The following is a 24,192-nucleotide window of genomic DNA, read 5'->3' as shown; positions in this document are numbered from 1 at the left end:
ACTCCTTATCTGACTAGGAACTTAATAATACCAATACTTATAGTATTTAATATTAATTGTAAACTAACTGTTATAGCTAGTACAATTATGGCATTTAGTAAATATCTTTTTCCTAAAAATAGTATATTATCTCTTTTTCCCTTTTTCAACTCATAAATAACTTCTTTTAGGTAATTAAGTGAAATTAATATTAGTATGATTGCACCTGGTATGATAATTAAATTTTTAAGTAAAACTATTAAAATCATCTTACTACCTTTTAGCTTTAATGCTAGTATAGCACTATTTATAGTATAGCCTATTGATAAACCTTTTAGCATAAATATTATAAGTATTATAGGAAAAGTTATAACTAATAAAGTAAATATACTTATAGAACTCATAAATATAAAATCATTCTTTAAATTAGATATTACTGCATCCTTTGTACCTGAACTTAAATTATAGTATTCTATAACTGGATTAATATTATCCATTATATTATTTTGATGAACTGGCCATATTTTATTTAAAAATGCACCTAATATCACAAATACTATAAATATAAATCCTACAACTATTGTCTGTTCGTTTATTTCTCTAAAATTCCCTTTTCTATATGTTTTTCTCAAATTTATAACCTCCTCTACTACCTTACAAAATACTATGTAAGTAAAGAGGAGGTTATGCATTTTATATTAATTCTTTAGATAATAAAAGACCTATTGAAGTTTTTGCATCTTCAATTTCATTTCTAGATATCATATTATAAGCTTCTTCTAAGTCTATTTTATGAACTTCTAGATCTTCATCATCATCAAAGTTATTATCTCCAGCTGTAAGTCCTGTAGCTAAAAATACATATACTTTTTGATTAGAAAAACCTGCTGATGTGTAAAATTTATGTATTAACTTCATATTTTCTGCACTATAACCAGTCTCTTCTTTTAATTCTCTTATAGCGCAATCTTTAGGATTTTCTCCTATTTCTAATTTTCCTGCAGGAATTTCCCATATAACTTTTTCTATTGCTTTTCTAAATTGTTTAACTAGTATAACCTCATTTTCATCATTTATTGCAACTATTGCCACGGCTCCACCATGTTCTACAATTTCTCTTTTTTGATACCCTTTTTTTTCAATTTCAACAGTATCAACTTTTAAACTAATCACTTTACCTGTATATATTCTATCACTACTTATGGTCTTTTCTTCTTCTCTCATCACAAACCTCCATTAAGTAATACGCTGCACTACTTGCAGCATCAAAAAATTCCTTATCTTGTTCGTAATTCCTACCCATACTTCTAACTTTAAGTCCAAAATGATTTAAATCATTTTGTGTGCTATCGTTTTTAATATATACTACATTATGTTTATCTTTTAATTTATTATTTATTATTTGTTCTTTTATTAGATTTAATTTTTCATCATCATAAGTTGTTATCGGTATGTTTACCTCTACATTAACAATATCTTTAAATACTGTCAAACTATGATGAGATATTCCTCTGTGTCTATCTCTTTTATCTGCAAAACTTACTCGAGGTATAGCTATTGGGAATCCTCCAAGCTTTTTAGCAGCGTCTAAAATAGGTCCTTGTTCTATACCTGTAAATCCATATTTAGTTCCTGTACCTGCAATTCCTGGGCCCATACTTACAAATACTGCATCAGCTTTTAAAACTTCTTTTGCTGTAATTAAAGCTGTATATATATTTATACAATCATAATCTGCACCAAATGCATTTCCTATTGTTATTGTATTATCTATTAGCCCTTTTTCTTTAAGTGTATATACGTTTTTGCTTAAAAATATAGGAAGCGCAGCTCCATCAGTCATTATATACACTAATTTTTTATTAGGGTTATTCTTTTTATATGATGCAACAAATGGAGTTAGCATACTATGAAGAGTACCTACTACCACTGGCATATTGTCTAAACTTGAAAAGTTTTCAATTTTATCATGATAAGGACTTTCTTGTTCTTCTACTGAATCAACTTTTACTTGAAATGGAGTATACCTTAATTTCATTATATGTCCGCCTTCAGTAAATTTGGATTCTAAATTGTTTAAATTTGCTATAACAAAGTGGTATCCTCCAGTTCCTAAACTAAGTTCCACTGCTGTTGTATTTAAAACAACTTCATCTCCTATATTTATCTCACCAGTCATCTTAGAGTAATTATAGGCTCTTTGAATATCTCCATTTAAGTTAACTCTTATATCATCTAGTCCATTAGTTCTATCAACTATGGATTCTACTATTGCTACTCTTTTACTTATCATTATACTACCTTCCTAACTTATCTATGAAATTTAAAACTTTATTTTTTTCAATTATTTTTGTTAGTGAATATTTTTCTGTAAGTATATGTATAAAAATTAAAAATGCTAACCATAATAATCTAACTTTTAACGAATATCCAAGTACAAATAGTATTCCTATTGATATTCCAAGCACGTTAGATCCAGTATCACCCATCATAGCTTTAGCTTTTAAATCATATCCAAAATACGCTAATACATTTGGAAGTATTAAAAGAGGAAGTGCTTTTGTAAATCCAGTTAAAGTTATAAATATTGATACCATTATAATTAAGTATACCTTTATAGCTCTTCCTGGTCTTAAATCTAGTAAATTCATTAAGTTTGTAGATAAAGCTATTATTAAAGTATTTATAATCAAATCTCCTATACTTTTAGATACTCCTAAAGATATTACAATACCTATAAACCCTCCAAATAATGCTTTAAATCCACCAGTAGTAAGACTACCTTTTAATAGACTTTTAAAGTGACCTTTTAATCCACTTACATCTCTGTTTCCTACTATGTCATCTAATATCCCTGCAAAAAACATGCATATCATTCCAAATATATACATAAATAAGTATAATAAATTTTCATAATTCGTTGTTGAAAATACAAGTATTGCACTATTTATTACTACCATTGGAAGAAATACAATACCCATACTTACAGGTATCATATCGCCTTTATAATTTGGTCTAACAACGTTGCTATCAACTAATAAATTTTTAAATAAAGGTATTATGGCATACGTGCCGCCTATACCTACTATTAATAAAATGGTATAAAGTATATAAGTTTCCAAAATACTACCTCCATTCTTTTCTTTTTTGCTTTAAAACTTTCTTAATATGATAGAACTGCTTTCCTCTATGAATAAATCCTTTTAAGTTTCTTCCAGTTTCACTATGAGTCATATTAACTAGCACTTCTTTTATTGTATATCCATACTTTAATATATCTATGGTCATTCCAACTTCCACACCATATCCAAATGGTATTTCATCAAATTTTTCTAAAACTTCTTTTTTGAAAATTCTTTGCCCAGATAAAGTTGCATCTAATTCTTTACCTGTCATTTCTAAAACAGATTCTTTAGCTAATCCTTTTACAAAACCTAATCCACCCTTTTTCTTAGCAGGTGGGAATTTTGCTATTATTACATCTGCTTCATTATTCAATATAGGTGTTATAAGTTTTTCAACTTCTCTTGATGAACTTCCTAAGTCTCCATCTAAAAAACCTATAATATCTGCATTTTTCATAGCTATTTTAAGTCCATAGTTTAGTGCGTATCCTTTACCTCTATTTTTATCTAGTGTAAATACTTTAATTTTATCATCTTTAACATTCGATGCTACTAAACTTGTCTTATCACTAGAACCATCATCTACAACTATCACTTCATTTATCTCTTTTATATTTTCTATACTTTCTAATGTATCTTTTATTTTATCTTCTTCGTTATAAGCTGGTATTATTATACTTATATAAGGATTCATTTTTATCTCTCCTTTATTTATTTCTTATATGGTATTAATGCATCTGAACCTTCTAATCTTCCAAAGTTTTCACCTGTTCTACCTTCTTTCAAAGATATAACTAAAGATAATTTTCCTACACCTTCGTTTATATTATCTATAGTTGTAATTTTATCCTTAGCATATAATTCTATATTTGAAAATTTGGCATCAGATTTTTGAACACCTACCATATACTTATTTTCTTCTTTTAACTTAGAAATTAATATTTTATCTATTTTTTCAAATTGTTCTTTACCAGTTTTAGGGTCATTCCCTCCAGCTAAAACAACAGAATCATAATTCATATAGTTACTATTTAAAGCATTTACTTTTAATACTCCTAATTCTTGAAGATATCTTAATTTATCACTAGCATCTTCACCTTTTAGTGCCTCTACTATATAGTTTATTAGGTCTTGTTCACTTTTCATTTCTATATTTAACTTTTCTGATATTTCCTTTAATTTAGTATCATTATATATATTATTTTTTAGGACAATGTCAAATGCTAAAGAACCATTAGCTTTAGTTATTGTTTCCCCTATTTCTTTTGTATAGTCATTATTATCATTAGTTGATATTATACCTATATTTTTTTCTTGTAATTCACTAACTATTACTTTATCTACATTTTGGTTAATAAATTCTATTGCTTTATCGTAATCAGTAGTTACGGTAGCTAAAGTTTTTTCTAAATTATCATTTTTACTTTTTAAACTTTCAAATTTAGTATCTAAATCCTTTATAATCTCAGCTTGTTGTTTGCCTAGTTCTTGGTCATAGTTTAGGTTAAATCCAACTAATATACCTATTCCTAAAGCTATAAATATAGCACCTATAGTGACTATATAATATTTCATATTTATATGCATTTTTTTCCTCCTAATTTACATCTGTAATAATAATCTAAGCTTAAGTTGCATTAAGTGTATAAATTGTTGAGCACCTGGCAATATCAATATAAGAACTAATATCGGGAATAGTGCAGTAGCTATAAGTGCCCAAATATATTTCATTTTTAATTTACTTCTGTATAGTAAATTAACTCCTTTTGCATCTATAAGTTTAGAACCTATTTTTAATCTAACTAAGAATGTACTTGCCATTCCTTTTCTTCCTTTTTCTAAGAAGTCAATCATATTAGAATGTGTTCCAAGAGCAACTATAAGTTCAGCCTTATACTCATACGCTATAAGCATAGCTATATCCTCACTAGTTCCTGGTGCTGGAAATACTATTGCATTTAGTCCTAAATCTTGTACTCTTTTAAGTCCTGGTGCTCTTCCGTCTGTATATGCATGTACTATTATTTCATTAGCTTTCTTTAGTGCTTCATCACTTACACTATCCATATCTCCAACTATAACATCTGGAGTATATCCAAATTCTAAAAGTGCATCTGCTCCACCATCAACACCAACTAGTATTGGTTTCATTTCTTCTATGTAAGATAATATTGTACTTAAGTCTTGCTTGTAATCTTGACCCCTTACAACAATTAGCACATGCCTGTTAGCATAGTTTGTTGTAACATGAGGTATTTCAACCTCTCCTAGTATGAATCCTTTTTCTTTCTTTGCATAATCTATTGTATTATCTATAAATCTATCTAGTTCAACAGATAAGTTTTCATACGCTTTTTTTAATTTAATTGATACTTCTTGTTTATCTAAAACTTCACCTTGTCCTAAAACTTCTCCGTCTCTATATATCTTTCCATCTATAACTTCAATTATTTGACCTTCTTTTAGTTCATGAAATAACTCTTCTCCTACATTATCAACTATAAGGATATTTTTTTCAGTCAATATTCCTGGTCCTTTATTAGGATACCTTCCACTTATAGATTGTGATGCATTTATTATAAGTTTGACTTTACCTTCTACTAAAGAATTTGCAGCTACTTCATCAATATCTATATGATTTATTACTGCTATTTCTCCACCTGTAAGCCTCTTCGCAAGTCTTTTCGTTTTTCGGTCTACCTTAATAGGGGCTTCGACTCTCATATTTAAAACCTCCGATATCATTTTTAAAATCACATAACATTATAGCATTATTTAACAATAAAAGAAATGTTTTAAGGTTGTTTTACTTTTTTACTTATCTTTATTGATTTTCTTATATTAATAAGAAATTTTATTTAATATTAAAATTTTTTTATACTTTATATTAACTTTTATGACATAATTTTATTGTATTTTAGCTAGTTCTATAAGTGTTTCTTTTTTATTTAAATTTGGATTTTTCATAACTTCATAAAGTAATTCTTCTAATTTTTCACCAATTTCTTTTCCCATATATCCAATATTTCTCAATAATTTTCCATCTATATTTAAATCTTTTATAGTGTAACACTCTTTATTTCTTTCTATTTTTATTATCGTATTAACATATGTATCTAATACTTTATTTTTTTCTTTTAATTTACAATTATCGTCTTTTAAAATATAACTATAATAAATTCTTTTTAACTTAAAAACTTTAATTAAATTACTATATCCTATTTGCCTTAGCCTTTCTTTAATTTTTATTTCATCTGTATTATTTTCATCTAAAAACATATTTTCAATTAATTTATTACAATTATCTATAGTTTTTTTGAGTATCTAAGTAAATTAATTATACTTTTATCTTCTTCATAACTAACTTCATTTTCTTTTCTATTTATAATTAAATATTCTAACATAACTAAACGTTCTTCTAAGCTATTACTACACTTAGATAATATATCTAGCTTGTTTTCAAATATATATTTTTCATCTTTATCTAAATCAAGTTTAATACCTAAATATTTTAAAATTTTAGTTTTGTATAAAATAATAATCATTTTAGGATTTTTACTTAGTATTATTTTATTAAATTCATCTGTTATTCTCTCTATACTTATGTTTTTAATTATACTCGCATTTTTATATATACTATTTAAAGTATTTTCTTCAATTTCAAATCCCAATTTTGCGCTAAATCTAATAGCTCTTACTATTCTCAATCCATCTTCGTTAAATCTTTCATTTGGGTTTCCTACTGTTTTTATAATTTTTCTTTTTATATCATTTACTCCATCAAATTTATCAATTAATCCTACTTTATCGTTGTATGCCATTGCGTTTATAGTAAAATCTCTTCTTTTTAAATCATGATAAATATTTGATGTAAATTCTACACTTTTAGGCCTTCTATTACCCTCATATTCACTTTCAAGTCTATATGTAGTTATTTCATATAGTTCTTTATTAACTATGACGCTTACAGTCCCATGCTTTATTCCCGTTTCTATAGTTTTATACTCTTTAAATATTTCTAATATTTTCTTTGGTGTAGCATTGGTAGCTATATCATAATCACTAGGCTCTAAATTTAAAATATAATCCCTTACACATCCACCGACTATAAAAGCTTCATATCCATTTTCATATATCTTATTAATTATAAATTCAACTTTTTTAGGTAGATTTATTTTCATATTTTTCTCCTTATATACAATAATGAAAACACTGTATTTTATATAAATTTTATGTAGTTTTACTATTTATATACTTAGGCATAAATAAAGCCTTCTTTTATCTAGAAGGCTTTTTTCTTTATATAATTATTTTACCATACTGTGTTCTAATCTTAATTTATCTGCTATCATTGCTATAAATTCAGAGTTAGTTGGCTTTCCTTTAGTATTATGAACTGTATATCCAAATAATTGGTTTATTGTATCAACTTTACCTCTACTCCATGCAACTTCTATCGCATGTCTTATAGCTCTTTCTACTCTACTTGGAGTAGTATTAAACTTCTTAGCTATACTAGGATATAATTCTTTTGTTACAGCTCCTAACAATTCAACATTTTCTATAACCATTTTTATAGCTTCTCTTAAATATAAATACCCTTTTATATGAGCTGGTACACCTATTTCATGTATTATATTAGTTATTTCTGTTTCTATATTTCCTACATTTTTAACAAAGTCACTTCTTGTCATTTGTATATCAGCATGACTTTTAGGCTTTGTTTCTATATGGCTTACCCTATTTGACACTAATTCTCTTATTCTATTTATAAATATTACAAAATCAAAAGGTTTAACTATATAGTAATCTGCTCCTAAGTTTATAGCACTTTGTGTTATCTTATCTTGACCTACTGCTGATAAAACTATTATTTTTGGCATTTTAGGTATATTCATAGCATTTAATTTTTCTATAACCCCTAAACCATCTAAGTGTGGCATTATAACATCTAATACTAATAAATCTGGTTGCGTTCTTTGTACTAAGTCTAACGCTTCTATCCCGTCTTTTGCAATACCTAATATTTCTATATCATTTTCATTAGATAAATACTCCTTTAGGACTTGACAGAAATCCTTATTATCATCGGCTAAAACTATTTTAATTTTTTCGTTCACTAAAATTCCCCCCATTAATAAAACATATTATCTTTTTTATATATAATAATATCAAAAGTTTTTCACTACTAAGCATATTCGACATACTAAAATTATATTCCTTCTACAAGTTTTGTTTTTTTTAATATCTCTTATCTAATTCTATCATCTCACTTATAAAAATACCATAACCTTTTTTAGGATTATCTTTAAAAACATGAGTTATTGCACCAATTATTTTATTATTTTGTATTATGGGCGATCCACTCATACCTTGAACAATTCCACCTGTATAATCAATCAACTTTGGGTCTATCACTTGGATTACCATATCCCTATCATTATTTTTATCACTTAATATACTCTTTATTTCTATATCATAACTTATTATATTTCTATTTTCATCTTCAAATAAAATATATGCTTTTCCTAATTTTACATCTTTAGAATTTCCTACTTCTATTAATTGTGTAAATTTATTTTTTTTTCCTATCATACTTCCGCTTATTCCAAAATTAGAGTTTTCAGAAAACTTTCCTATTGGACTTTCTGTACTAAATTCACCTTTTATGTGTCCAACTTTATTGTCATTTCCCTTTATTATTTTAAGACTTGTGGGGTTATATATGTATCCTTGTTTTATTCTTAATAATTCATTTATGTCTACATCTGTAATAGCATGTCCTATTGCCTTAAATTTATCATTTTCTGGGTCATAAAATGTTACTGTTCCTATCCCAGATATTCTGTCTCTTACCCATAAACCTAATTTAGATTTTCCATTTTCTTTTTTTAATTTTAAATTTTCTTTCAAATATTTATTATCTCTTTCAAATACTACTTCTATTTTATCTTTTTTAGTTTCTTTTAAAATTTCTTTTACTTGTTCAGTATTTTTTATTTCCTGTCCATTTATTTTTACTATATTATCTCCTCTTTTAAGATTACCTATATACTCAATATCATCTTTTTCATATCCTACTACTAACACTCCATCTGTATCAGCCTTAACCCCTACTACTTTTCCAAATGGATACACATATTTTTTTTTATCACCTTCACTTAAATTTAGTGTTTCAATACCAGATTGCATATATTTTTCATTTAAAAATTTAAATCCTAAAAATATAAAACTGAATATTGCTATAAATAATACTAATTTATTACTTTTAATATTTTTCATTTTACCCGCTCCCTGATTTCTATTTTATGTATTTAGCATTCCTTGGTATGAAAAATTTATTCCCTTATTATTTACTTTTTCTAATATAATAGAAATAAAAAAAGAAGCCTTAAAGGCTTCTTTTTGCTAATTCTATTATTTCACTGGCATGTTCCATTGTTTTTTCTGTTATATTACTTCCTGCTATAAGTCTTGCTATCTCATCACGCTTTTGATCATGATTAAGTTTTTTTATAGTGGTAAAGGTTCTATCATTTGAAGTACTTTTTTCTATACAATAATGAGTATCTGCATTTGCTGCAATCTGAGGTAAATGAGTTATACATATAATTTGTTTTTTCTTACCTATATTACTAAGTTTTTCACCTACAATTTGAGCCGCTATTCCACTTATCCCTGTATCTATTTCATCAAATACTAATGTATCTATTTGATCTATATCTGCTAGTATTGTCTTAAATGCAAGCATAAATCTAGACATCTCTCCACCTGATGCAACTTTGTATATTGGTTTAATATCTTCACCTAAGTTAAATGATATCATAAATTCAATATCATCTTTTCCATTTGCAGTAAATGAACTATCTTTAAAGTTAACCTTAAATACTACGTTTTTCATATTTAAGCTTTTTAATTCGTCTAATAAAACTGCTTCTAACTTTGATGCTACTTTTAATCTTTCATTTGTTAGATTATTTGCTTTTTCTAAAAGAACTTTTTCTAATTTTATTATTTCGGACTTTAACTCTTCTACTTTTTCATCTCTATTTAATATTTCATCTAATCTAGCTTTAGTTTTATTATAATATTCAAAGATTTCGTCTATATCTTCCCCATATTTCCTTCTTAGGTTATTGATTTCATCAACTCTAGTCTCTATCTGTTCTAATTCATATGGTTCAAAATCTATACTATCTTTATAATTTCTTATATCTCTAGATATATCTTGAAGTTCATACATTATTCTTTCTATATCATTATTGTAATCACTTAATGCTTTATCATATTGAGATATAGAACTTAATTCGCTAACTGCATTTCCTATTAAATCAACTGCATTTACACTTCCCTCATATAAATGTTGATAAGTTAAATTTAAGTTGCTATATATTTTTTCGCTATTTCTATAAACATCTCTTTGTTTTAATAGTTCTTCATATTCATTTTTACTTAAATTTGCAGCTTCAATTTCATTTATTTGAAATTTCAACAAATCAATTTCTCTTTGAATTTGCATATCATCTTTATTTTCAGTTAGTGTATTTAATGCTCTTTTAACTTCACTATACTTACGGTATATATCTTTATAATCAACTTTAAATTCTTCTAATTCATTTTCTCCAAATAAATCTAAAAATTCTAAATGTGTTTCTTTATTAAATAACGCTTGAGTTTGATGTTGACCATGAACATCTATTAGTGTTTTTGATATATCCTTAAGTACAGACATTTTAACAGTTCTTCCATTTACTCTTGCAACACTTTTTCCATCTGAATATATAACTCTTGTTATTACTAGTAAATTATCATCTTCTAATTCTATATCATTTTCATTTAAAACTTGTTTTAGGTTAACATTTTGGCATTGAAATATAGCTTCTACTAATCCCTTTTCCGTTCCTTTTCTTAGGAAAGATCTATCATATTTTTCACCTAAACAAAGTCCTAATGCATCTATTATTATAGATTTTCCTGAACCTGTTTCTCCTGTTAATATATTTAAATTTTCATCAATGCTTAGTCTTAATTCTTCGACTAAAGCACAATTTTTCATATATAGTTCAAGGATCAAATTAAATCCCCCTCTTTTTATATACAATTTATAATTTGTATAATTTGTATGTTAGTATCTAGTTATTTTTAATTTGCCTAGTCTAAAGTATGAGAAGCTTCTACAACTTCTACTATCTTTTTACTATGAATTTCACTATCAAAAGTATATTCTTCATTTCCATTTCTTAAATGGATTAGGTATTCTATATTGCCTTCTGGACCTTTTATAGGAGAATAATCTAAGCCTAATATTTCAAATCCATTTTTCACTGCAAAATTAGATACCATTTCTATAACTTCAATATGAGTAGATTTTTCTCTAACTACACCTTTTTTACCTACTTTTTCTCTCCCTGCTTCAAATTGAGGTTTTATTAATGCTACTACTTCTCCTCCAGGACATGTAAGTTCTTTTGCCTTTGGAAGAACTAGTTTTAAAGATATAAATGAAACATCTATTGATGCAAAATCTGCAAACTCTTTTGTGTTTTCTATGGTTACATGTCTTATATTAGTTCTTTCCATACAAACAACTCTTTCATCTTGTCTTAATTTCCAAGCAAGTTGCCCATATCCTACATCTATAGAAAATACTTTTACTGCTCCATTTTGAAGCATACAGTCAGTAAATCCTCCTGTTGATGCACCTATATCCATACATACCTTGCCTTCTAAGCTTAAATCAAAGTTTTTCATAGCTTTTTCTAACTTTAATCCACCTCTACTTGCATATGGTATTGGATTACCTTTAACTTCTATCTTTGCATCATCATTTACATCTACTCCTGCTTTGTCACATCTTTGATCATTAACAAATACAAGACCTGCCATTATAGCTCTTTTGGCTCTTTCTCTACTTTCAAAATGACCTTGTTCTACTAATAATACATCTATTCTTTTTTTCATGAAGTTACCTTTCTTGTTTATAAACTTTTTATTTTATCTGCTATTTTACTTGGTGATAAATTTATACTTTCATAGATGTCGTCTGCATTTCCATGCGGTACAAATTCTTCTGGAAGACCTATATTTACTATCTTAGATTTATATCCATTATCAATAGCAAATTTATTTATTCTACTTCCAAATCCTCCAACAACTACATTATCTTCTATTGTAACTATAGTTTTATATTCTTTAAATAAAGAGTGTAATATCTCCTCATCCATAGGTTTTAAAAACCTTGCATTTACTATGGTAGGGTTTATATCTGATTCTGATAGCATTTTTTTAGCTTCTATACTATGTTTAACCATAGTCCCTATTGCTAATATTGCTATATCCTTACCTTCTGATAAAACCTCATAACTTCCTAATTTTATAGGCTTATAATCTCCTAAATCTATGTCATAAGCATTTCCTCTTGGATATCTAATGGCTAAAGGTGAATCTAATTCTAAAGATAAATCCATCATTAGACTTAATTCCCTGCTATCTTTCGGTGCCATTACTATAATATTTGGAACTATATTTAAGTAACTTAAATCAAACATACCATGGTGTGTTTCTCCATCATTTCCTACAATTCCAGCTCTATCTATAAGAAATGTTACAGGTTTTTTTGTTATACATACATCATGTATAAGTTGGTCATACCCTCTTTGTAAGAAAGAAGAGTACACTGCAAAGTATGGCTTCATTCCATTTTTTGCAAGTCCAGCTGCAAATGTAGCTGCATGTTGTTCAGCTATACCTACATCAAAGAACCTTTTAGGATATACTTTTTCAAATACATTAAGTCCTGTTCCAGACGGCATAGCTGCAGTTATTGCAACAATATTATCATTATTAGCTGCCATTTGTACTAATTTCTCACCTACTTGTGAAGATATTGATTTCGTACCTGAACTTTTTATTCCTTCTTTTATATCAAATTTTGATACACCATGATATTTATCAGGTGCTTCCTCTGCGTATCTATATCCCTTACCTTTTTTAGTTATTACATGAATTAAAGTTGGACCTTTGCGATTTTTTACCTTTTTTAATATTTCTATTAATTCTTTAGTGTTATGACCATCAATTGGACCGTAATACTTTATACCTATAGACTCAAAAAATGCACATTCTTGAGGTGTAAACTTATCTATAATACTATCTTTTACTTTATTTGCAGTCTTAGATATTAAGTTCCCTCCTGGAGCTACACTTAATATTTTTTCAACTTCATCTTTTACTTTATTCATTGTTGAATTTCTTATTAAGCTTGATAGATGTTTTGACATACCGCCAACATTTTTATCTATAGACATTTCATTATCATTAAGAATAACTATCATATCTGTATTTGTATATCCTAAATGATTAAGCCCTTCAAGAGCCATACCACCAGTTATAGATCCATCTCCTATCACTGCTATTACACTATTGTCTTCATTTTTTATATCTCTAGCACATGCAATACCTTCAGCCACTGAAATTGATGTAGAACTGTGCCCAGTGTCAAATATATCATGAGGACTTTCATTCTCCTTTGGAAATCCACTTAATCCATTAAATTGTCTTAAAGATATGAAGTCATTCTTTCTGCCTGTAACAATCTTATGTACATAAGATTGATGACCTACATCCCAAACTATTTTATCTTTTGGACTATTAAATACTTTATGAAGTGCTAAGGTTAACTCTACTACACCTAAGTTAGATGCGAGATGACCTCCGGTTTGAGAAACAGATCTTACCAAAAATTTCCTTATATCCTTTGCTAAAAAATCCATTTCATCTATGCTCATAACTTTTATATCATCTGGAGAATTTACTTTATCTAAATATTTATACATGCTATCCTCACCTTTTACTGATCAAATTTTTATTAACTTAAAAAAGCCTTCTATGAGAAGACTTTTTCTTTACATAGTTTTACATAATCGCAAAATGAATATATCTTAGTATTGACTAAGTTATATTCATTTTATAACTATATTAAAATATAAAAATCATATCATATTGTATATGTTCTTTCAAACTAAGACATTACTATGGCAGTTACAATTCCTAGTATTGCTCCAAATAAAACTTCTTTTGGAGTATGTCCTACTAGCTCCTTTAATCTATTTTGTTCTATATGTTTTTTATGATGTAAATCATCTAATATTTGATTTAAAATAGCAGCCTGCTTTCCTACCGATCTTCTAACACCTGACGCATCATACATTATTATAAGTGCAAATACTGCTACTATTGCAAAGTCCGTTGAACTAAATCCTCGTTCGATTCCTACTAGTGTCGCTAGACTTGTTACAAAGGAACTATGAGAACTTGGCATACCTCCAGAAGTAAAAATTCTTGAAAAATCAATTCTTTTAACTTCTCCAGTAAATATTTTAAAAAATTGTGCTAAAAAACAAGCATATATACTTATTCCTAAAACTCTGTTGCTAAAAATCTCCGAAAAAACGTCCATTTATCCTCCTTAATATTCTCTATCTATTATATAATCTGCTAAGCCAACTAGAAACTCTGAATTAGTCCCTATATCTTTTATATTATCTTTAGCTTCTTCTATTAACTTATGTGCAATTATTTTAGATTCTTCTAAACCTAATAAAGAAGGATATGTTGATTTATGATTGTCTATATCACTTCCAACTTTTTTGCCTAGCTTTGCCTCGTCACCTACTATGTCTAATATGTCATCTACGATTTGGAATGACAATCCTATATTTTTTGCATATTTTGTTATCTTATCTAAATTTTCTTCGCTAGCATCACCGATTATAGCTCCAGCTCTCATACATCCAATTATTATTGCCGCTGTTTTATTATTGTGTATATAATCTAACTTTTCCTTAGGTATTTGTTTATTTTCGCTTTGAACATCAACTACCTGTCCACCAATCATGCCATATATTCCCGATGACTTTGCTATTTCATTTATAGCCTTTAAATATTCTCTAGGGTTTTCCTTTTCTATTGAATTTGAAAGCATAATTTCAAAAGCATAATTTAAAAGAGCGTCTCCTGCAAGTATTGCCATATCTTCTCCGTATACTATATGGTTAGTTTTTCTTCCTCTTCTTAAATCATCATTATCAAGTGCTGGTAAATCATCATGTATTAATGAATATGTATGTATCATTTCTATAGCAACTGCAAAAGGTATTGCATCTTTCTCATTACCGCCTACAATTTTACATGCTTCTAGTGTCAAAATAGGCCTTAACCTTTTTCCTCCAGCTCTTAAACTATAATTCATAGACTCCATAATAGTCTTTTGATATCCTTCTTCTTTAGGCATATATATATTTAATAGCTCTTCTATATAATTAGCTCTTTCCTTTAGAGATTGTTTAAACTCCATGTTTATTCCTCCCTCATATCTAAATCTTCTTCTATTCCCAATTGAGTAAATTTACTTATTTTAAGCTGTGCATCTTCTAAAAGTTTATTGCAATGTTTATAAAGACTGATACCTTCTTCATATAAACTTAATGATTCATCTAAGCTAGCACCTTTAGATTCTAATTTTTCTAATATTTCTTCCAATTTCTTATAGGCTTGTTCATATGTTAAATTCATATTTATACCTCTTTATTTTTAATTTTCTCTACAATACACTCTATATTTCCATCTTTTAATACTATATCTATATCGTCTTTGAATTTTAATTCTTGTACACTATTTATAACTTCTCCATCTTTTTGAACTATACTATATCCTCTATCTATTGTAGCAAGTGGGCTTAGATTATGAAGTATAGCTCCTACATTTGAAAGTTTTTCCGTTTTTTTGTATATATTATTTTCTATCTCAGAACTTATTTTATCATATATTTTGTCTAATTGTATAATTTTATCTCTTATGATGTATGATTCTAGGTAACCATTTATTTTATCAAATGTTGAATTTAATTTATATTCATTAACTTGGATATTATTTATTAATGACTTATTCATTCTGTTTTTTATATTTTCAAGCTTATAATTTATATCATCTAGTGATGGAGTTGCTATCTCTGCTGCTGCAGAAGGTGTCGGCGCCCTCATGTCAGATACAAAATCACATATAGTAAAATCTGTTTCATGGCCTACTGCTGATATTATAGGAATTTCTGATTCAAATACTGCTCTAGCAACAATTTCCTCATTAAATGACCAAAGTTCTTCTATAGATCCTCCACCTCTTCCAACAATTATGGTATCTACATTATCTCTTTCGTTGAAAAATTTAATACCTTCGCATATATCATACTTAGATCTATCACCTTGAACATTTACTGGATAAAGTTTAATGCTAACCTTAGGGTATCTCCTTTTTATAACATTTATTATATCTCTTATAACAGCTCCAGTTGGAGATGTTACAACTCCTATTGAATTTGGAATTTTAGGTATAGTTTTTTTATGCTTTGTATCAAATAAACCTTCTTTACTTAACTTCTCTTTTAGCTTATTAAACTCTATATATAAGTTTCCTATTCCTTCTATCTCTACACTATTTATATATAATTGGTATGAACCATCTCTTTCATAAACAGATATATACCCGTCAGCTATAACTTTTACCCCATTATTTAGCTTCATTGTAGGATCATAGTTATTTCTAAATATTACACAATTTAATTTAGAATTTTCATCTTTTAATGATAAATAAACATTACCACTAGTGTGTACTTTAAAATTTGATATTTCTCCTTTAACTTTTAAATTATATAATATTGGGTCATTACTTAAAATTCTTTTTATATATGAGTTTGCTTCACTTATATCTAAAGCTCTTAGTTTCATTTTTATTCTCCTAAAATTTGCTTATCTAAGCCTATTATAGCACATCCTATACCATTGTCAGTTGCATACTCAGGCTTTGTAAAATATGTATCTACTTTATGCTTTTTTAGCTTTAAGCTTAATTCTTTTGATATATACTTACTTGCCGATACTCCTCCTGCAAATACAACCTCATTTACATTATATTTTTCACTTATATATAGTATAGACTTATACATATTTCTAACAACTGAATCTAGTACTAATTTAGATATATATTCTTCGCTTTCATCATTTATAATTTTATATATTTGATTTTCAAGACCTGATAAATTCATATAACCTTCTTTTACAGAAGTTTTTAGACCTTGTTTTATTTTTTCTTTACATTTCATAGCAGATTCATCTATGTATTTTCCAGCTGGAAATTTATATCCAAGCTTTACACCTACTCTATCTATAAACTGCCCAAAACTTATATCTTTACTTCCCCCAACTATATCTATACTATACTTGGAATTAGTTTTATCTTTATTTTCATTTATCAAAAGTATTTCCGTAGTACCTCCAGACATATGAACAGATAAAAACTTTTCTTTATTTTTTATTTCGTTTATTAAAAGACTTGATTCTATATGATTTTCTTGATGACTAGTTACATATAATGGACACTTAATCATGCTAGATGACAATTTCGCAAAATTATATCCTGCCATAAATACTGGCATATATGAATCCTTTACTGGCCTTGGTTTATTTGATACACATATACCTACTATATTATAGTTTTTAGTAAGCTCTTTTATTTCCAAGCTTAATTCTCCTAAGTTATTAATATGCTGAAATACAGCTTCACTTTGTCTAAGCCCATTTCCATTTTCTTTTACCTTTAGCATAATTTTTTTATTAAAAATTACTTTTTTACCTAAAGATATAGCTGCTATAGAAGTTGTATAGCAGCTAGTATCTATTCCGATTATTATATTATTTTCCTGAAAGTTCATTAACAACACTTCCTAATATTCCGTTTATAAACTTAGGAGCTTTGTCATCACAGTATATTTTTGAAATTTCTACTGCTTCATTTATAGAAACTTTATTTGGTATTTCTTTAGCAAATAAAATTTCACATACCGCTAACTTTAATATAGATGCATCTACCTTTGGCATTCTGTCTACTGTCCAGTTCTTAGCATATTGGTTTATTAATTCATTTATTTTATCATTGTTTTCTTTTAAGTAACCGCACATATTTTTCATATAATCTTTATCTATTACATTTTCTAATTCTAATGTTCCAAGTTCTATTTCCGGATTATTAGAGTATTGTAATCTAAGTTCTTCATATCTATTAACTATATATTCAAAGTTATTATTTAAAAAACTATCTAATATATCACCCATATCTTCTTTAGTTAAATCCGCTTGATATATTAATTTCATCATATATTCTCTACTTGTTACTTTTTTTGCCTTATCGTTTCTCATTGGTTGTAATCCTCCTTCAATTCCTATTATGCGCACATTAAGCAAGAAAAAACCCTCTGATTTTTCAGAGGGTATGTATTAACTTTTTTTGATTTGCTTAGCTTCTTCTTTCTCAGCCTTTTCTCTTTTAAAGCTGACTCCTTGAACATGTATATTCACTTGAGAAACTTTTAATCCTGTCATTGTTTCAACAGTATTAGCTACATTTTCTTGAATCTTAAAAGCTATGTCAGGTATAGATACACCGTAGTCTATCATAACCATTACATCTAAGTTAACTTCCTCTTCTTCTATTTGTATTTTTACGCCATTATTTTTAAGTAATTTATCTGTGAATGTTGTATTCGTTTCTACGCCTTCAACCTCTAAAGCTGCAAGTCCTGCTATAGTAGCAATAACTTCATTAGATATTTTCACTTGTCCAAAATTGTTATTTTCCATGATAAAGACTACCCCCTTATTTTAAGGAACTATTTTATAAGTATAATAATACCAAATACAAATGAACTTTGCAAGAAAATAACCTCAGTTATATTCTGAGGTTTATATATTTTCTTAAGATATTTAGGATTATTTTATTTCTAATTTTGATTATTATTCATTAATTTTATATTTTCATATTTTACACTTGCTTGTTCTGCTACTAAGTCAAATACTTTAGCTGCATCTGCTTTGTCTAATTTTTCTTCATTTACAACAACATTTACATTTTCACTGCTTATGTACACTAGTGCATCTTCAAATCCTTTAGCGCTTAGTAAATTTTCTATTTTTAGTTCTGTTTCTTGATCTTTAACTAATTGAAGTTTCATTGATGAAGCTTCTTTTCTAGATTCTTCAGTTGTAGATGGATTATTTATCATTTCATTTAAGTCTTGAGTTAACTCATTTCTTTGTTTTTCTCTAGTCATTTTCATATCTAATATATATGTAGCTTTTTTCATATTTTTTTCTGATGTTAATTGGCTTTTTATTTCCTTACTAGTTTCTGTAGCTTTTTCATTTATTTTGTTAGTTTTACTATCTACTACTTCAACTTCTACATCTTCTTTACTTGCTTCTCTTTTAGCTTCTTTATTATTTTCGCTATCTTCATTTTTTTTCATTTGAGCTTGTTCATATGCCTTCATTTCTTTAGACGTTTCAAGTACAGACTTTTGACTGAACTTATAATTAACTACTCCTAATACAACTAGCATTGCTGATAAACTTATTACTACAAATCCTCTTCCCTTATAATTGAATCTCATTTTTATCCCCCCAAGTTTAATATAATTATTTAGTATATACTTCTACTTGATGTCCTGATACTTGTAATGCTGTTTGTACTGCGCTATAAAGAGTTTCTTTAACACGCGAATCACTAGCTCCACTTGATACCACTATAACCCCTTTTATTTTAGCCTCATTGGTTTTTAGTACTACAGGGTTATTTGAACCAGATGTTATCATAGTTTTATTTTCGCTAGATGTCGTTACTGTTCTTTCTCCACCTTGCGCATCTGTTTCTTGCGTTTTTTCTGTGTTTGAATTAGAGTTAAATGCCGGTTGAATCTCCTCACTAGATTCAAATGTTATCATTACATCAACATCTCCAGCTCCCTCTATTTTTGATAGTATATTTTTTAGTTTTGTTTCTATAGCGTCATTTTTATTTTCCTTTGATGCTTCTGTCTGTTTATCAGTCTTAGCATTTTTTTCTTCTTCACCTTTTTTATCATTAGAAAAGCCCGGCAATACTATAAGCGCTATAGCACATATAACCCCTAAAGATAATAGTGAGTATATCTTTTTCTTATCTTTTTCATTTAAGTTTTTAAACATTCACCCAACCCCTATTAATCAATTTCTATAGTTTCAATTGATACATCAAGTATTTTTACTAAATCTTCTTTTAACTTATTTTCATTTAGATTAAGTTCATGCTCCTTTTCTTTTGGTGCATCCTTTTCTTTAAATACTTGTTTAGATTTTTCTTTTTCATTAGATTGTATGTCCTCATTTTGACTTTTATTACTATTATTTTTTTCTTTTACTTTAATATTTCCTATTTCTGATCCGTTAAATTCTATATCATCAAGCTCATAACCGTATTCATCTAATTTAAGTTTTAATACATCTTTTAATCCATTTTCATATCCTTTTGATAAGCTATTATTGCCTGTTTTATCAGCCAGTGTATTTATACTATCTACATATTCTTTATTATAGTGACTCATAGATTGCAATATTTTATCCTCTAGGCTAATATCCTTTGAAAAAAATCCTATTACTGGAGTTAGTACAATAAACACAAATATAAAATTAAGTACTAAATTTATATATGGCTTTATTTTAGATTCAGGCAAAATCATATTTACTATATTTACTATAAATGCTCCTATTAAAATAGTTATAATCCACATTTTTATGTTATCTATCATATAGCTCCTCCTCTATCCTTGAGCTACTACACTTATTGAAGTTAATACTGCTACTGTTACAAAAAACATTATTGTTATAGCTATTATACATGCAAGCATTATTACCATTAAGTTTGCAACTTCATTTAAAAAACTTGATATACCTTCTTCTCCTATAGGTTCTACTACTATTGCAGAAACCTTATATACAACTATTATTGATAATATTTTTATTACAGGTACTAAGCAAATTCCAACTAATAAAACAAGCCCTAATCCACCAAATACACCTTTTATAAGTTGAGATGAGGATAATAATATATCAACTGAATCTGATACAAATCCACCTACAACTGGTATAAAATTTCCTATAGCATATTTAGCTGTCTTTACTGTAAAGTTATCAATGTTTGTTACATATAAACCTTGCATTGAAACAAGCCCTAAATATATGGTAAACATCGCTCCTAAAGACACTAAATTTATTTGCTTTATAAATGATGATAATTTTTTTAGTTTAATATTTTTAGATAAGTTGTTTACGACTAAAATTGCAAAAGCAACTGCAATTGATACAAATAAAAAGTTTTTGAATACAACATTTATAAATGTTACTCCACCTATAAATATTGGATTTAACACTGTCGATGTGATCGGAAATCCAATTAATACTAATAATGTTATTAATACCGGCATTATAACTTGCATAAGACCAACTGTTGAATTTATGGTGTTATTACATATTTCAAGTACATCTTTAAATCCTATTAATGTAAGTGAAACCATTGTTATAAATACTATATATGTAGTTATTTGGCTAACTGCACCTGATGAAAAAGAATTGTCCAAACTTTTTAAAACTGATGATAATAATGCTAATACTAAAATTATGGTGGCTACCTTTATACTAGACTTAACTTCATCAAATATCATTAACTTGATTCCCTCTTTGTTAAATAAGTCCAACATTGTTTTATCTCCACTGACAAGCTCTTTTATAAATGTTTTTAGACTTACATTATCTAGAGCTGTAGATTCTTTTATATAACCTTGTATTTCATCTAAATTTATTTTTCTAATTGCCCATCAATATATTTATCTATACTTTTTTTAGTTTCACCATAGTTTTCTTCCTTTTTATCATTTGCAAAGCAAACCATAAAAGATCCAAATACTAAAAGTATGGCTAATACTATGCTTGAAAATATTTTTTTCATAAGTAACCATTCTCCTATGGGATAATATTTAGTACCATTTCTACAATTGATAACAGTATGGGAAATGACATTGTCATAACTATTATTTTCCCTCCAAACTCTAGTTTAGAAGCAATATTGCCTTCCCCACAATCTTTGCAAAGTTGTATGGCAAACTCCATAAGATATGCTATCCCAATTAATTTTATTATTAAAGATATGTACATAGTAGGAATATTGGCTCTTTGTGCCAAATCTTGTATACTTTCTACTATAAAATTAAGCTTAAATATTACTGATAATAATATTGTTATTCCTGTAAGTATTGCTATAAACATTGCTATTTCTGGTCTGTCCTTTTTTATTACTAAACAGAGTGTCGTTGATATTATTGCAATCCCTACTAATTGCATAACTTCCAAAATATCGCCTCCTCTTTAGTAAAGTTGAAACATTGTTTTAACTGCATTAAATAAATTACCTATCTCCCCTAGTACCATACTTAATACAATTATTACTCCCGCTAATGTTGTAAATGATGCCCAATCTTTTCTATCTGTTTTTTCTAAAAGCATATTAAGGACTGATATTAATAAACCAATTCCTGCAACCTTTATTATTAAAGATATATCCATAGCTCCCCCCTATATTAAAATTATTCCTATTATTAATCCTATTACGGTAGATAATTTTCGATAGACTGTACCTTTTTTTTCTACATCCTCTTTAGTCTCTTTAGTTAATGCCTTGAAGTTTTCAACAGATAAATCTATCATTCTTGTTTGAGATTCTATGTCGCTCTTTCCTAAAGTAAGTATAAGTTTTTTTAATTCATCAACCTCCTTATTTTGTAGGTAAGTTTCTTTTATTAAAATCCCTATATTGTCATTTAAAATTTCATCTAATACCTTACTTTGATTGTTATGTAGCTCATATTCCATACTCTTAAAAAATTTTGATGTGCAATACTCTGTTTTTTCACCAATTCTTTTAAATATTTCCTCTAATGTATATAACCCAAAAGATAAATCCATTCTTATTATCTCTAATATTCTTATGAGGTCATTTAGCTGTTTATGCCTATTTGTATAAGCTTTATAAATATGTTCTCCTATTAAATAACTACATCCAACTAAAATACCTATAATAATTATTTTAATTTGCAAAATACCATCTCTTTTCTTCTAAATCATATATTTTTTCTATGGTTCCAGGACCCTTTTTAGCCGATAATATGATTACTTTTGTAAATAGTTCTTTATCTAATAAACAACTTAGCTCTTTTCTACTTTTTATATCCTCTATTGAGTCACCATGGACTGTAGTAATTAAACTTACCCCTCCATTTAAAGCTGTATACAAAGCCTTTATTTCCTCCATATTTCCTATTTCATCTGTTACTATAAGATTTGGAGACATTGATCTAAGTAGCATTGTAATACCTAAGTCTTTTGGACAAGTCTCTATTATATCTGTTCTAATACCTATATCCATCTGAGGCTGACCTAGGTATGACCCTGATATTTCATTACGCTCATCTATTAATGCTACCTTTATGCCCTTAAATCCATAATTTTTATTTCCGTTACTTAAATTTCTTACTATATCTCTAACTAAAGTTGTCTTACCACATTGAGGCGGAGATATTATCAAAGTATTATTTACTTGATTTTCTCCCCTTATAATATGAGATAATATTTTATCTGAACATCCAATTATTTCTCTAGAAACCCTTATATTAAGTGAAGATATATGCTTTATGTTCTTAACTTGTCCATCTTCAACTATTGCTTTTCCAACTAATCCTACTCTATGCCCTCCCCTAAGTGTTATAAATCCTTTTTTAATATCATCCATAAAAGAATGGATTGAATATTTACATATTATTTGAAATGTTTGTTCTACATCTTCTTTACTCACTATATATGGATTGTCCATATTTAAATCTAACTTATTTGAATTTAGATTATAGAAGTAGTCTTTATTATTTGCATTTACTATTAATGGCTTATTTGACCTAAGTCTAATTTCTTCTATACTTACATTATCATTTGAAATATTTTTAATTTTTTCTCTTAAGTTCATTGAAAGCGAGTTTATTATCTCATCACAAAGTTTTTTCATACCTTGTCCTCCTCTCTTGTTTGTTTATATAATTCTATTTATAAATTCATAAAAATATTACAAAAATAAAATAAAAAATACCCCTAAAGATTTTCTCATTAAAATGTATCCTATAGAG

Annotated in this window: 30 protein-coding genes; all 30 read right to left on the bottom strand. The window is 27.4% G+C overall.

Going from position 1 to position 24,192, the window contains the following annotated elements:
• Nucleotides 1-5 precede the first annotated feature (5 nt).
• The 30 genes from JWF52_RS04320 to spoIIIAA all read right to left on the bottom strand — a co-directional run bounded on the left by JWF52_RS04320 (nt 6) and on the right by spoIIIAA (nt 24,074).
• Nucleotides 6-611 (bottom strand): stage II sporulation protein M, encoded by a 606-nt coding sequence (locus tag JWF52_RS04320; protein ID WP_208332123.1) that lies wholly within the window; start codon nt 609-611, stop codon nt 6-8.
• Nucleotides 612-672: 61 nt separating this feature from the next.
• Nucleotides 673-1,203: an NUDIX hydrolase gene (locus JWF52_RS04315; RefSeq protein WP_286183997.1), complete on the bottom strand. Its 531-nt coding sequence runs from the start codon at nt 1,201-1,203 to the stop codon at nt 673-675.
• Nucleotides 1,175-2,272: a DUF3866 family protein gene (locus tag JWF52_RS04310; protein WP_208332121.1), complete on the bottom strand. Its 1,098-nt coding sequence runs from the start codon at nt 2,270-2,272 to the stop codon at nt 1,175-1,177. Before JWF52_RS04310 ends, JWF52_RS04315 begins: the two co-directional genes overlap by 29 nt.
• A 4-nt stretch (nt 2,273-2,276) precedes the next feature.
• Nucleotides 2,277-3,101: an MraY family glycosyltransferase gene (locus tag JWF52_RS04305; protein ID WP_208332120.1), complete on the bottom strand. Its 825-nt coding sequence runs from the start codon at nt 3,099-3,101 to the stop codon at nt 2,277-2,279.
• Between the two features lie 4 nt (nt 3,102-3,105).
• Nucleotides 3,106-3,798: a glycosyltransferase family 2 protein gene (locus JWF52_RS04300; protein WP_208332119.1), complete on the bottom strand. Its 693-nt coding sequence runs from the start codon at nt 3,796-3,798 to the stop codon at nt 3,106-3,108.
• 17 nt (nt 3,799-3,815) lie between these two features.
• Complete coding sequence (locus JWF52_RS04295; RefSeq protein ID WP_208332118.1) at nt 3,816-4,691, bottom strand: copper transporter; 876 nt, start codon at nt 4,689-4,691, stop codon at nt 3,816-3,818.
• Nucleotides 4,692-4,706: 15 nt separating this feature from the next.
• Nucleotides 4,707-5,828, bottom strand: a complete 1,122-nt coding sequence (steA, locus tag JWF52_RS04290; protein ID WP_208332117.1) for a putative cytokinetic ring protein SteA — start codon at nt 5,826-5,828, stop codon at nt 4,707-4,709.
• A 183-nt stretch (nt 5,829-6,011) separates the two neighbouring features.
• Nucleotides 6,012-6,383 (bottom strand): hypothetical protein, encoded by a 372-nt coding sequence (locus tag JWF52_RS04285; protein ID WP_208332116.1) that lies wholly within the window; start codon nt 6,381-6,383, stop codon nt 6,012-6,014.
• Nucleotides 6,384-6,409: 26 nt separating this feature from the next.
• Nucleotides 6,410-7,285, bottom strand: a complete 876-nt coding sequence (locus tag JWF52_RS04280) for a CCA tRNA nucleotidyltransferase (RefSeq protein WP_208332115.1) — start codon at nt 7,283-7,285, stop codon at nt 6,410-6,412.
• 126 nt (nt 7,286-7,411) lie between these two features.
• Nucleotides 7,412-8,239, bottom strand: a complete 828-nt coding sequence (gene spo0A, locus JWF52_RS04275; protein WP_042271891.1) for a sporulation transcription factor Spo0A — start codon at nt 8,237-8,239, stop codon at nt 7,412-7,414.
• 106 nt (nt 8,240-8,345) lie between these two features.
• On the bottom strand, nt 8,346-9,386 hold the full coding sequence (locus JWF52_RS04270) for a SpoIVB peptidase S55 domain-containing protein (RefSeq protein WP_208332114.1): 1,041 nt from the start codon (nt 9,384-9,386) through the stop codon (nt 8,346-8,348).
• 109 nt (nt 9,387-9,495) lie between these two features.
• Nucleotides 9,496-11,178, bottom strand: a complete 1,683-nt coding sequence (gene recN / locus JWF52_RS04265; RefSeq protein WP_208332113.1) for a DNA repair protein RecN — start codon at nt 11,176-11,178, stop codon at nt 9,496-9,498.
• Nucleotides 11,179-11,255: 77 nt separating this feature from the next.
• Complete coding sequence (locus JWF52_RS04260) at nt 11,256-12,065, bottom strand: TlyA family RNA methyltransferase (RefSeq protein ID WP_208332112.1); 810 nt, start codon at nt 12,063-12,065, stop codon at nt 11,256-11,258.
• Between the two features lie 17 nt (nt 12,066-12,082).
• Nucleotides 12,083-13,939 carry a 1-deoxy-D-xylulose-5-phosphate synthase gene (gene dxs, locus JWF52_RS04255; protein ID WP_208332111.1) on the bottom strand — a complete coding sequence of 619 codons (1,857 nt, stop codon included), beginning with the start codon at nt 13,937-13,939 and terminating at the stop codon, nt 12,083-12,085.
• 185 nt (nt 13,940-14,124) lie between these two features.
• Nucleotides 14,125-14,562, bottom strand: a complete 438-nt coding sequence (locus JWF52_RS04250; RefSeq protein ID WP_208332110.1) for a divergent PAP2 family protein — start codon at nt 14,560-14,562, stop codon at nt 14,125-14,127.
• 9 nt (nt 14,563-14,571) lie between these two features.
• Nucleotides 14,572-15,459 (bottom strand): polyprenyl synthetase family protein, encoded by an 888-nt coding sequence (locus tag JWF52_RS04245; RefSeq protein ID WP_208332109.1) that lies wholly within the window; start codon nt 15,457-15,459, stop codon nt 14,572-14,574.
• A gap of 2 nt (nt 15,460-15,461) precedes the next feature.
• Nucleotides 15,462-15,677 carry an exodeoxyribonuclease VII small subunit gene (gene xseB / locus JWF52_RS04240; RefSeq protein WP_042271876.1) on the bottom strand — a complete coding sequence of 72 codons (216 nt, stop codon included), beginning with the start codon at nt 15,675-15,677 and terminating at the stop codon, nt 15,462-15,464.
• 2 nt (nt 15,678-15,679) lie between these two features.
• On the bottom strand, nt 15,680-16,885 hold the full coding sequence (gene xseA / locus JWF52_RS04235) for an exodeoxyribonuclease VII large subunit (RefSeq protein WP_208332108.1): 1,206 nt from the start codon (nt 16,883-16,885) through the stop codon (nt 15,680-15,682).
• A 2-nt stretch (nt 16,886-16,887) separates the two neighbouring features.
• Entirely contained in the window at nt 16,888-17,868 is a 981-nt protein-coding gene (locus JWF52_RS04230) for a Kae1-like domain-containing protein (protein ID WP_208332107.1), read from the bottom strand.
• On the bottom strand, nt 17,849-18,352 hold the full coding sequence (nusB, locus tag JWF52_RS04225) for a transcription antitermination factor NusB (protein ID WP_208332106.1): 504 nt from the start codon (nt 18,350-18,352) through the stop codon (nt 17,849-17,851). Before nusB ends, JWF52_RS04230 begins: the two co-directional genes overlap by 20 nt.
• Nucleotides 18,353-18,430: 78 nt before the next feature.
• Nucleotides 18,431-18,793 (bottom strand): Asp23/Gls24 family envelope stress response protein, encoded by a 363-nt coding sequence (locus tag JWF52_RS04220; protein ID WP_208332105.1) that lies wholly within the window; start codon nt 18,791-18,793, stop codon nt 18,431-18,433.
• A gap of 140 nt (nt 18,794-18,933) precedes the next feature.
• The gene (locus JWF52_RS04215; RefSeq protein ID WP_208332104.1) at nt 18,934-19,602 is read right to left on the bottom strand and encodes a SpoIIIAH-like family protein; all 669 of its coding nucleotides are present in this window, start codon (nt 19,600-19,602) and stop codon (nt 18,934-18,936) included.
• 25 nt (nt 19,603-19,627) lie between these two features.
• A complete protein-coding gene (locus tag JWF52_RS04210) occupies nt 19,628-20,176 on the bottom strand; it encodes a SpoIIIAG-related protein (protein ID WP_208332103.1) in 549 nt (182 codons plus the stop codon).
• Nucleotides 20,177-20,190: 14 nt separating this feature from the next.
• Entirely contained in the window at nt 20,191-20,775 is a 585-nt protein-coding gene (locus JWF52_RS04205; protein ID WP_208332102.1) for a stage III sporulation protein AF, read from the bottom strand.
• Between the two features lie 12 nt (nt 20,776-20,787).
• On the bottom strand, nt 20,788-21,798 hold the full coding sequence (spoIIIAE, locus tag JWF52_RS04200) for a stage III sporulation protein AE (protein ID WP_353654868.1): 1,011 nt from the start codon (nt 21,796-21,798) through the stop codon (nt 20,788-20,790).
• Between the two features lie 23 nt (nt 21,799-21,821).
• On the bottom strand, nt 21,822-21,971 hold the full coding sequence (locus JWF52_RS19205) for a hypothetical protein (RefSeq protein WP_286183996.1): 150 nt from the start codon (nt 21,969-21,971) through the stop codon (nt 21,822-21,824).
• Nucleotides 21,972-21,985: 14 nt separating this feature from the next.
• A complete protein-coding gene (gene spoIIIAD / locus JWF52_RS04195) occupies nt 21,986-22,363 on the bottom strand; it encodes a stage III sporulation protein AD (RefSeq protein WP_242824042.1) in 378 nt (125 codons plus the stop codon).
• 24 nt (nt 22,364-22,387) lie between these two features.
• Nucleotides 22,388-22,585, bottom strand: coding sequence for a stage III sporulation protein AC (gene spoIIIAC, locus JWF52_RS04190; RefSeq protein ID WP_042271848.1), 198 nt, complete (start codon nt 22,583-22,585; stop codon nt 22,388-22,390).
• A gap of 9 nt (nt 22,586-22,594) precedes the next feature.
• Nucleotides 22,595-23,116: a stage III sporulation protein AB gene (gene spoIIIAB, locus JWF52_RS04185; RefSeq protein WP_208332101.1), complete on the bottom strand. Its 522-nt coding sequence runs from the start codon at nt 23,114-23,116 to the stop codon at nt 22,595-22,597.
• Nucleotides 23,106-24,074: a stage III sporulation protein AA gene (gene spoIIIAA, locus JWF52_RS04180; RefSeq protein WP_208332100.1), complete on the bottom strand. Its 969-nt coding sequence runs from the start codon at nt 24,072-24,074 to the stop codon at nt 23,106-23,108. Before spoIIIAA ends, spoIIIAB begins: the two co-directional genes overlap by 11 nt.
• Between the last annotated feature and the right edge of the window lie 118 nt (nt 24,075-24,192).

The sequence above is a fragment of the Clostridium sp. CCUG 7971 genome (genome assembly GCF_017590215.1).
Lineage (GTDB): Bacteria > Bacillota > Clostridia > Peptostreptococcales > Peptostreptococcaceae > Faecalimicrobium.
The sequence above is the reverse complement of the archived record's forward strand: the minus strand, read 5'-3'. Positions and strand labels throughout refer to the sequence as shown.

What these genes read in the sequence shown, in the direction of transcription:
- JWF52_RS04210 (WP_208332103.1), bottom strand. Translation starts at nt 20,176, where the DNA reads ATGTTTAAAAACTTAAATGAAAAAGATAAGAAAAAGATATACTCACTA.
- JWF52_RS04220 (WP_208332105.1), bottom strand. Translation starts at nt 18,793, where the DNA reads ATGGAAAATAACAATTTTGGACAAGTGAAAATATCTAATGAAGTTATT.
- steA (WP_208332117.1), bottom strand. Translation starts at nt 5,828, where the DNA reads ATGAGAGTCGAAGCCCCTATTAAGGTAGACCGAAAAACGAAAAGACTT.
- JWF52_RS04215 (WP_208332104.1), bottom strand. Translation starts at nt 19,602, where the DNA reads ATGAGATTCAATTATAAGGGAAGAGGATTTGTAGTAATAAGTTTATCA.
- spoIIIAD (WP_242824042.1), bottom strand. Translation starts at nt 22,363, where the DNA reads ATGCAATTAGTAGGGATTGCAATAATATCAACGACACTCTGTTTAGTA.
- JWF52_RS04260 (WP_208332112.1), bottom strand. Translation starts at nt 12,065, where the DNA reads ATGAAAAAAAGAATAGATGTATTATTAGTAGAACAAGGTCATTTTGAA.
- spoIIIAA (WP_208332100.1), bottom strand. Translation starts at nt 24,074, where the DNA reads ATGAAAAAACTTTGTGATGAGATAATAAACTCGCTTTCAATGAACTTA.
- JWF52_RS04295 (WP_208332118.1), bottom strand. Translation starts at nt 4,691, where the DNA reads ATGCATATAAATATGAAATATTATATAGTCACTATAGGTGCTATATTT.
- JWF52_RS04205 (WP_208332102.1), bottom strand. Translation starts at nt 20,775, where the DNA reads ATGATAGATAACATAAAAATGTGGATTATAACTATTTTAATAGGAGCA.
- JWF52_RS04280 (WP_208332115.1), bottom strand. Translation starts at nt 7,285, where the DNA reads ATGAAAATAAATCTACCTAAAAAAGTTGAATTTATAATTAATAAGATA.
- JWF52_RS04245 (WP_208332109.1), bottom strand. Translation starts at nt 15,459, where the DNA reads ATGGAGTTTAAACAATCTCTAAAGGAAAGAGCTAATTATATAGAAGAG.
- JWF52_RS04300 (WP_208332119.1), bottom strand. Translation starts at nt 3,798, where the DNA reads ATGAATCCTTATATAAGTATAATAATACCAGCTTATAACGAAGAAGAT.
- JWF52_RS04315 (WP_286183997.1), bottom strand. Translation starts at nt 1,203, where the DNA reads ATGAGAGAAGAAGAAAAGACCATAAGTAGTGATAGAATATATACAGGT.
- JWF52_RS04230 (WP_208332107.1), bottom strand. Translation starts at nt 17,868, where the DNA reads ATGAACTTTCAGGAAAATAATATAATAATCGGAATAGATACTAGCTGC.
- JWF52_RS19205 (WP_286183996.1), bottom strand. Translation starts at nt 21,971, where the DNA reads ATGAAAAAAATATTTTCAAGCATAGTATTAGCCATACTTTTAGTATTT.
- dxs (WP_208332111.1), bottom strand. Translation starts at nt 13,939, where the DNA reads ATGTATAAATATTTAGATAAAGTAAATTCTCCAGATGATATAAAAGTT.
- spoIIIAC (WP_042271848.1), bottom strand. Translation starts at nt 22,585, where the DNA reads ATGGATATATCTTTAATAATAAAGGTTGCAGGAATTGGTTTATTAATA.
- nusB (WP_208332106.1), bottom strand. Translation starts at nt 18,352, where the DNA reads ATGAGAAACGATAAGGCAAAAAAAGTAACAAGTAGAGAATATATGATG.
- xseA (WP_208332108.1), bottom strand. Translation starts at nt 16,885, where the DNA reads ATGAAACTAAGAGCTTTAGATATAAGTGAAGCAAACTCATATATAAAA.
- JWF52_RS04270 (WP_208332114.1), bottom strand. Translation starts at nt 9,386, where the DNA reads ATGAAAAATATTAAAAGTAATAAATTAGTATTATTTATAGCAATATTC.
- JWF52_RS04310 (WP_208332121.1), bottom strand. Translation starts at nt 2,272, where the DNA reads ATGATAAGTAAAAGAGTAGCAATAGTAGAATCCATAGTTGATAGAACT.
- JWF52_RS04250 (WP_208332110.1), bottom strand. Translation starts at nt 14,562, where the DNA reads ATGGACGTTTTTTCGGAGATTTTTAGCAACAGAGTTTTAGGAATAAGT.
- spo0A (WP_042271891.1), bottom strand. Translation starts at nt 8,239, where the DNA reads ATGGGGGGAATTTTAGTGAACGAAAAAATTAAAATAGTTTTAGCCGAT.
- JWF52_RS04285 (WP_208332116.1), bottom strand. Translation starts at nt 6,383, where the DNA reads ATGTTTTTAGATGAAAATAATACAGATGAAATAAAAATTAAAGAAAGG.
- xseB (WP_042271876.1), bottom strand. Translation starts at nt 15,677, where the DNA reads ATGAATTTAACATATGAACAAGCCTATAAGAAATTGGAAGAAATATTA.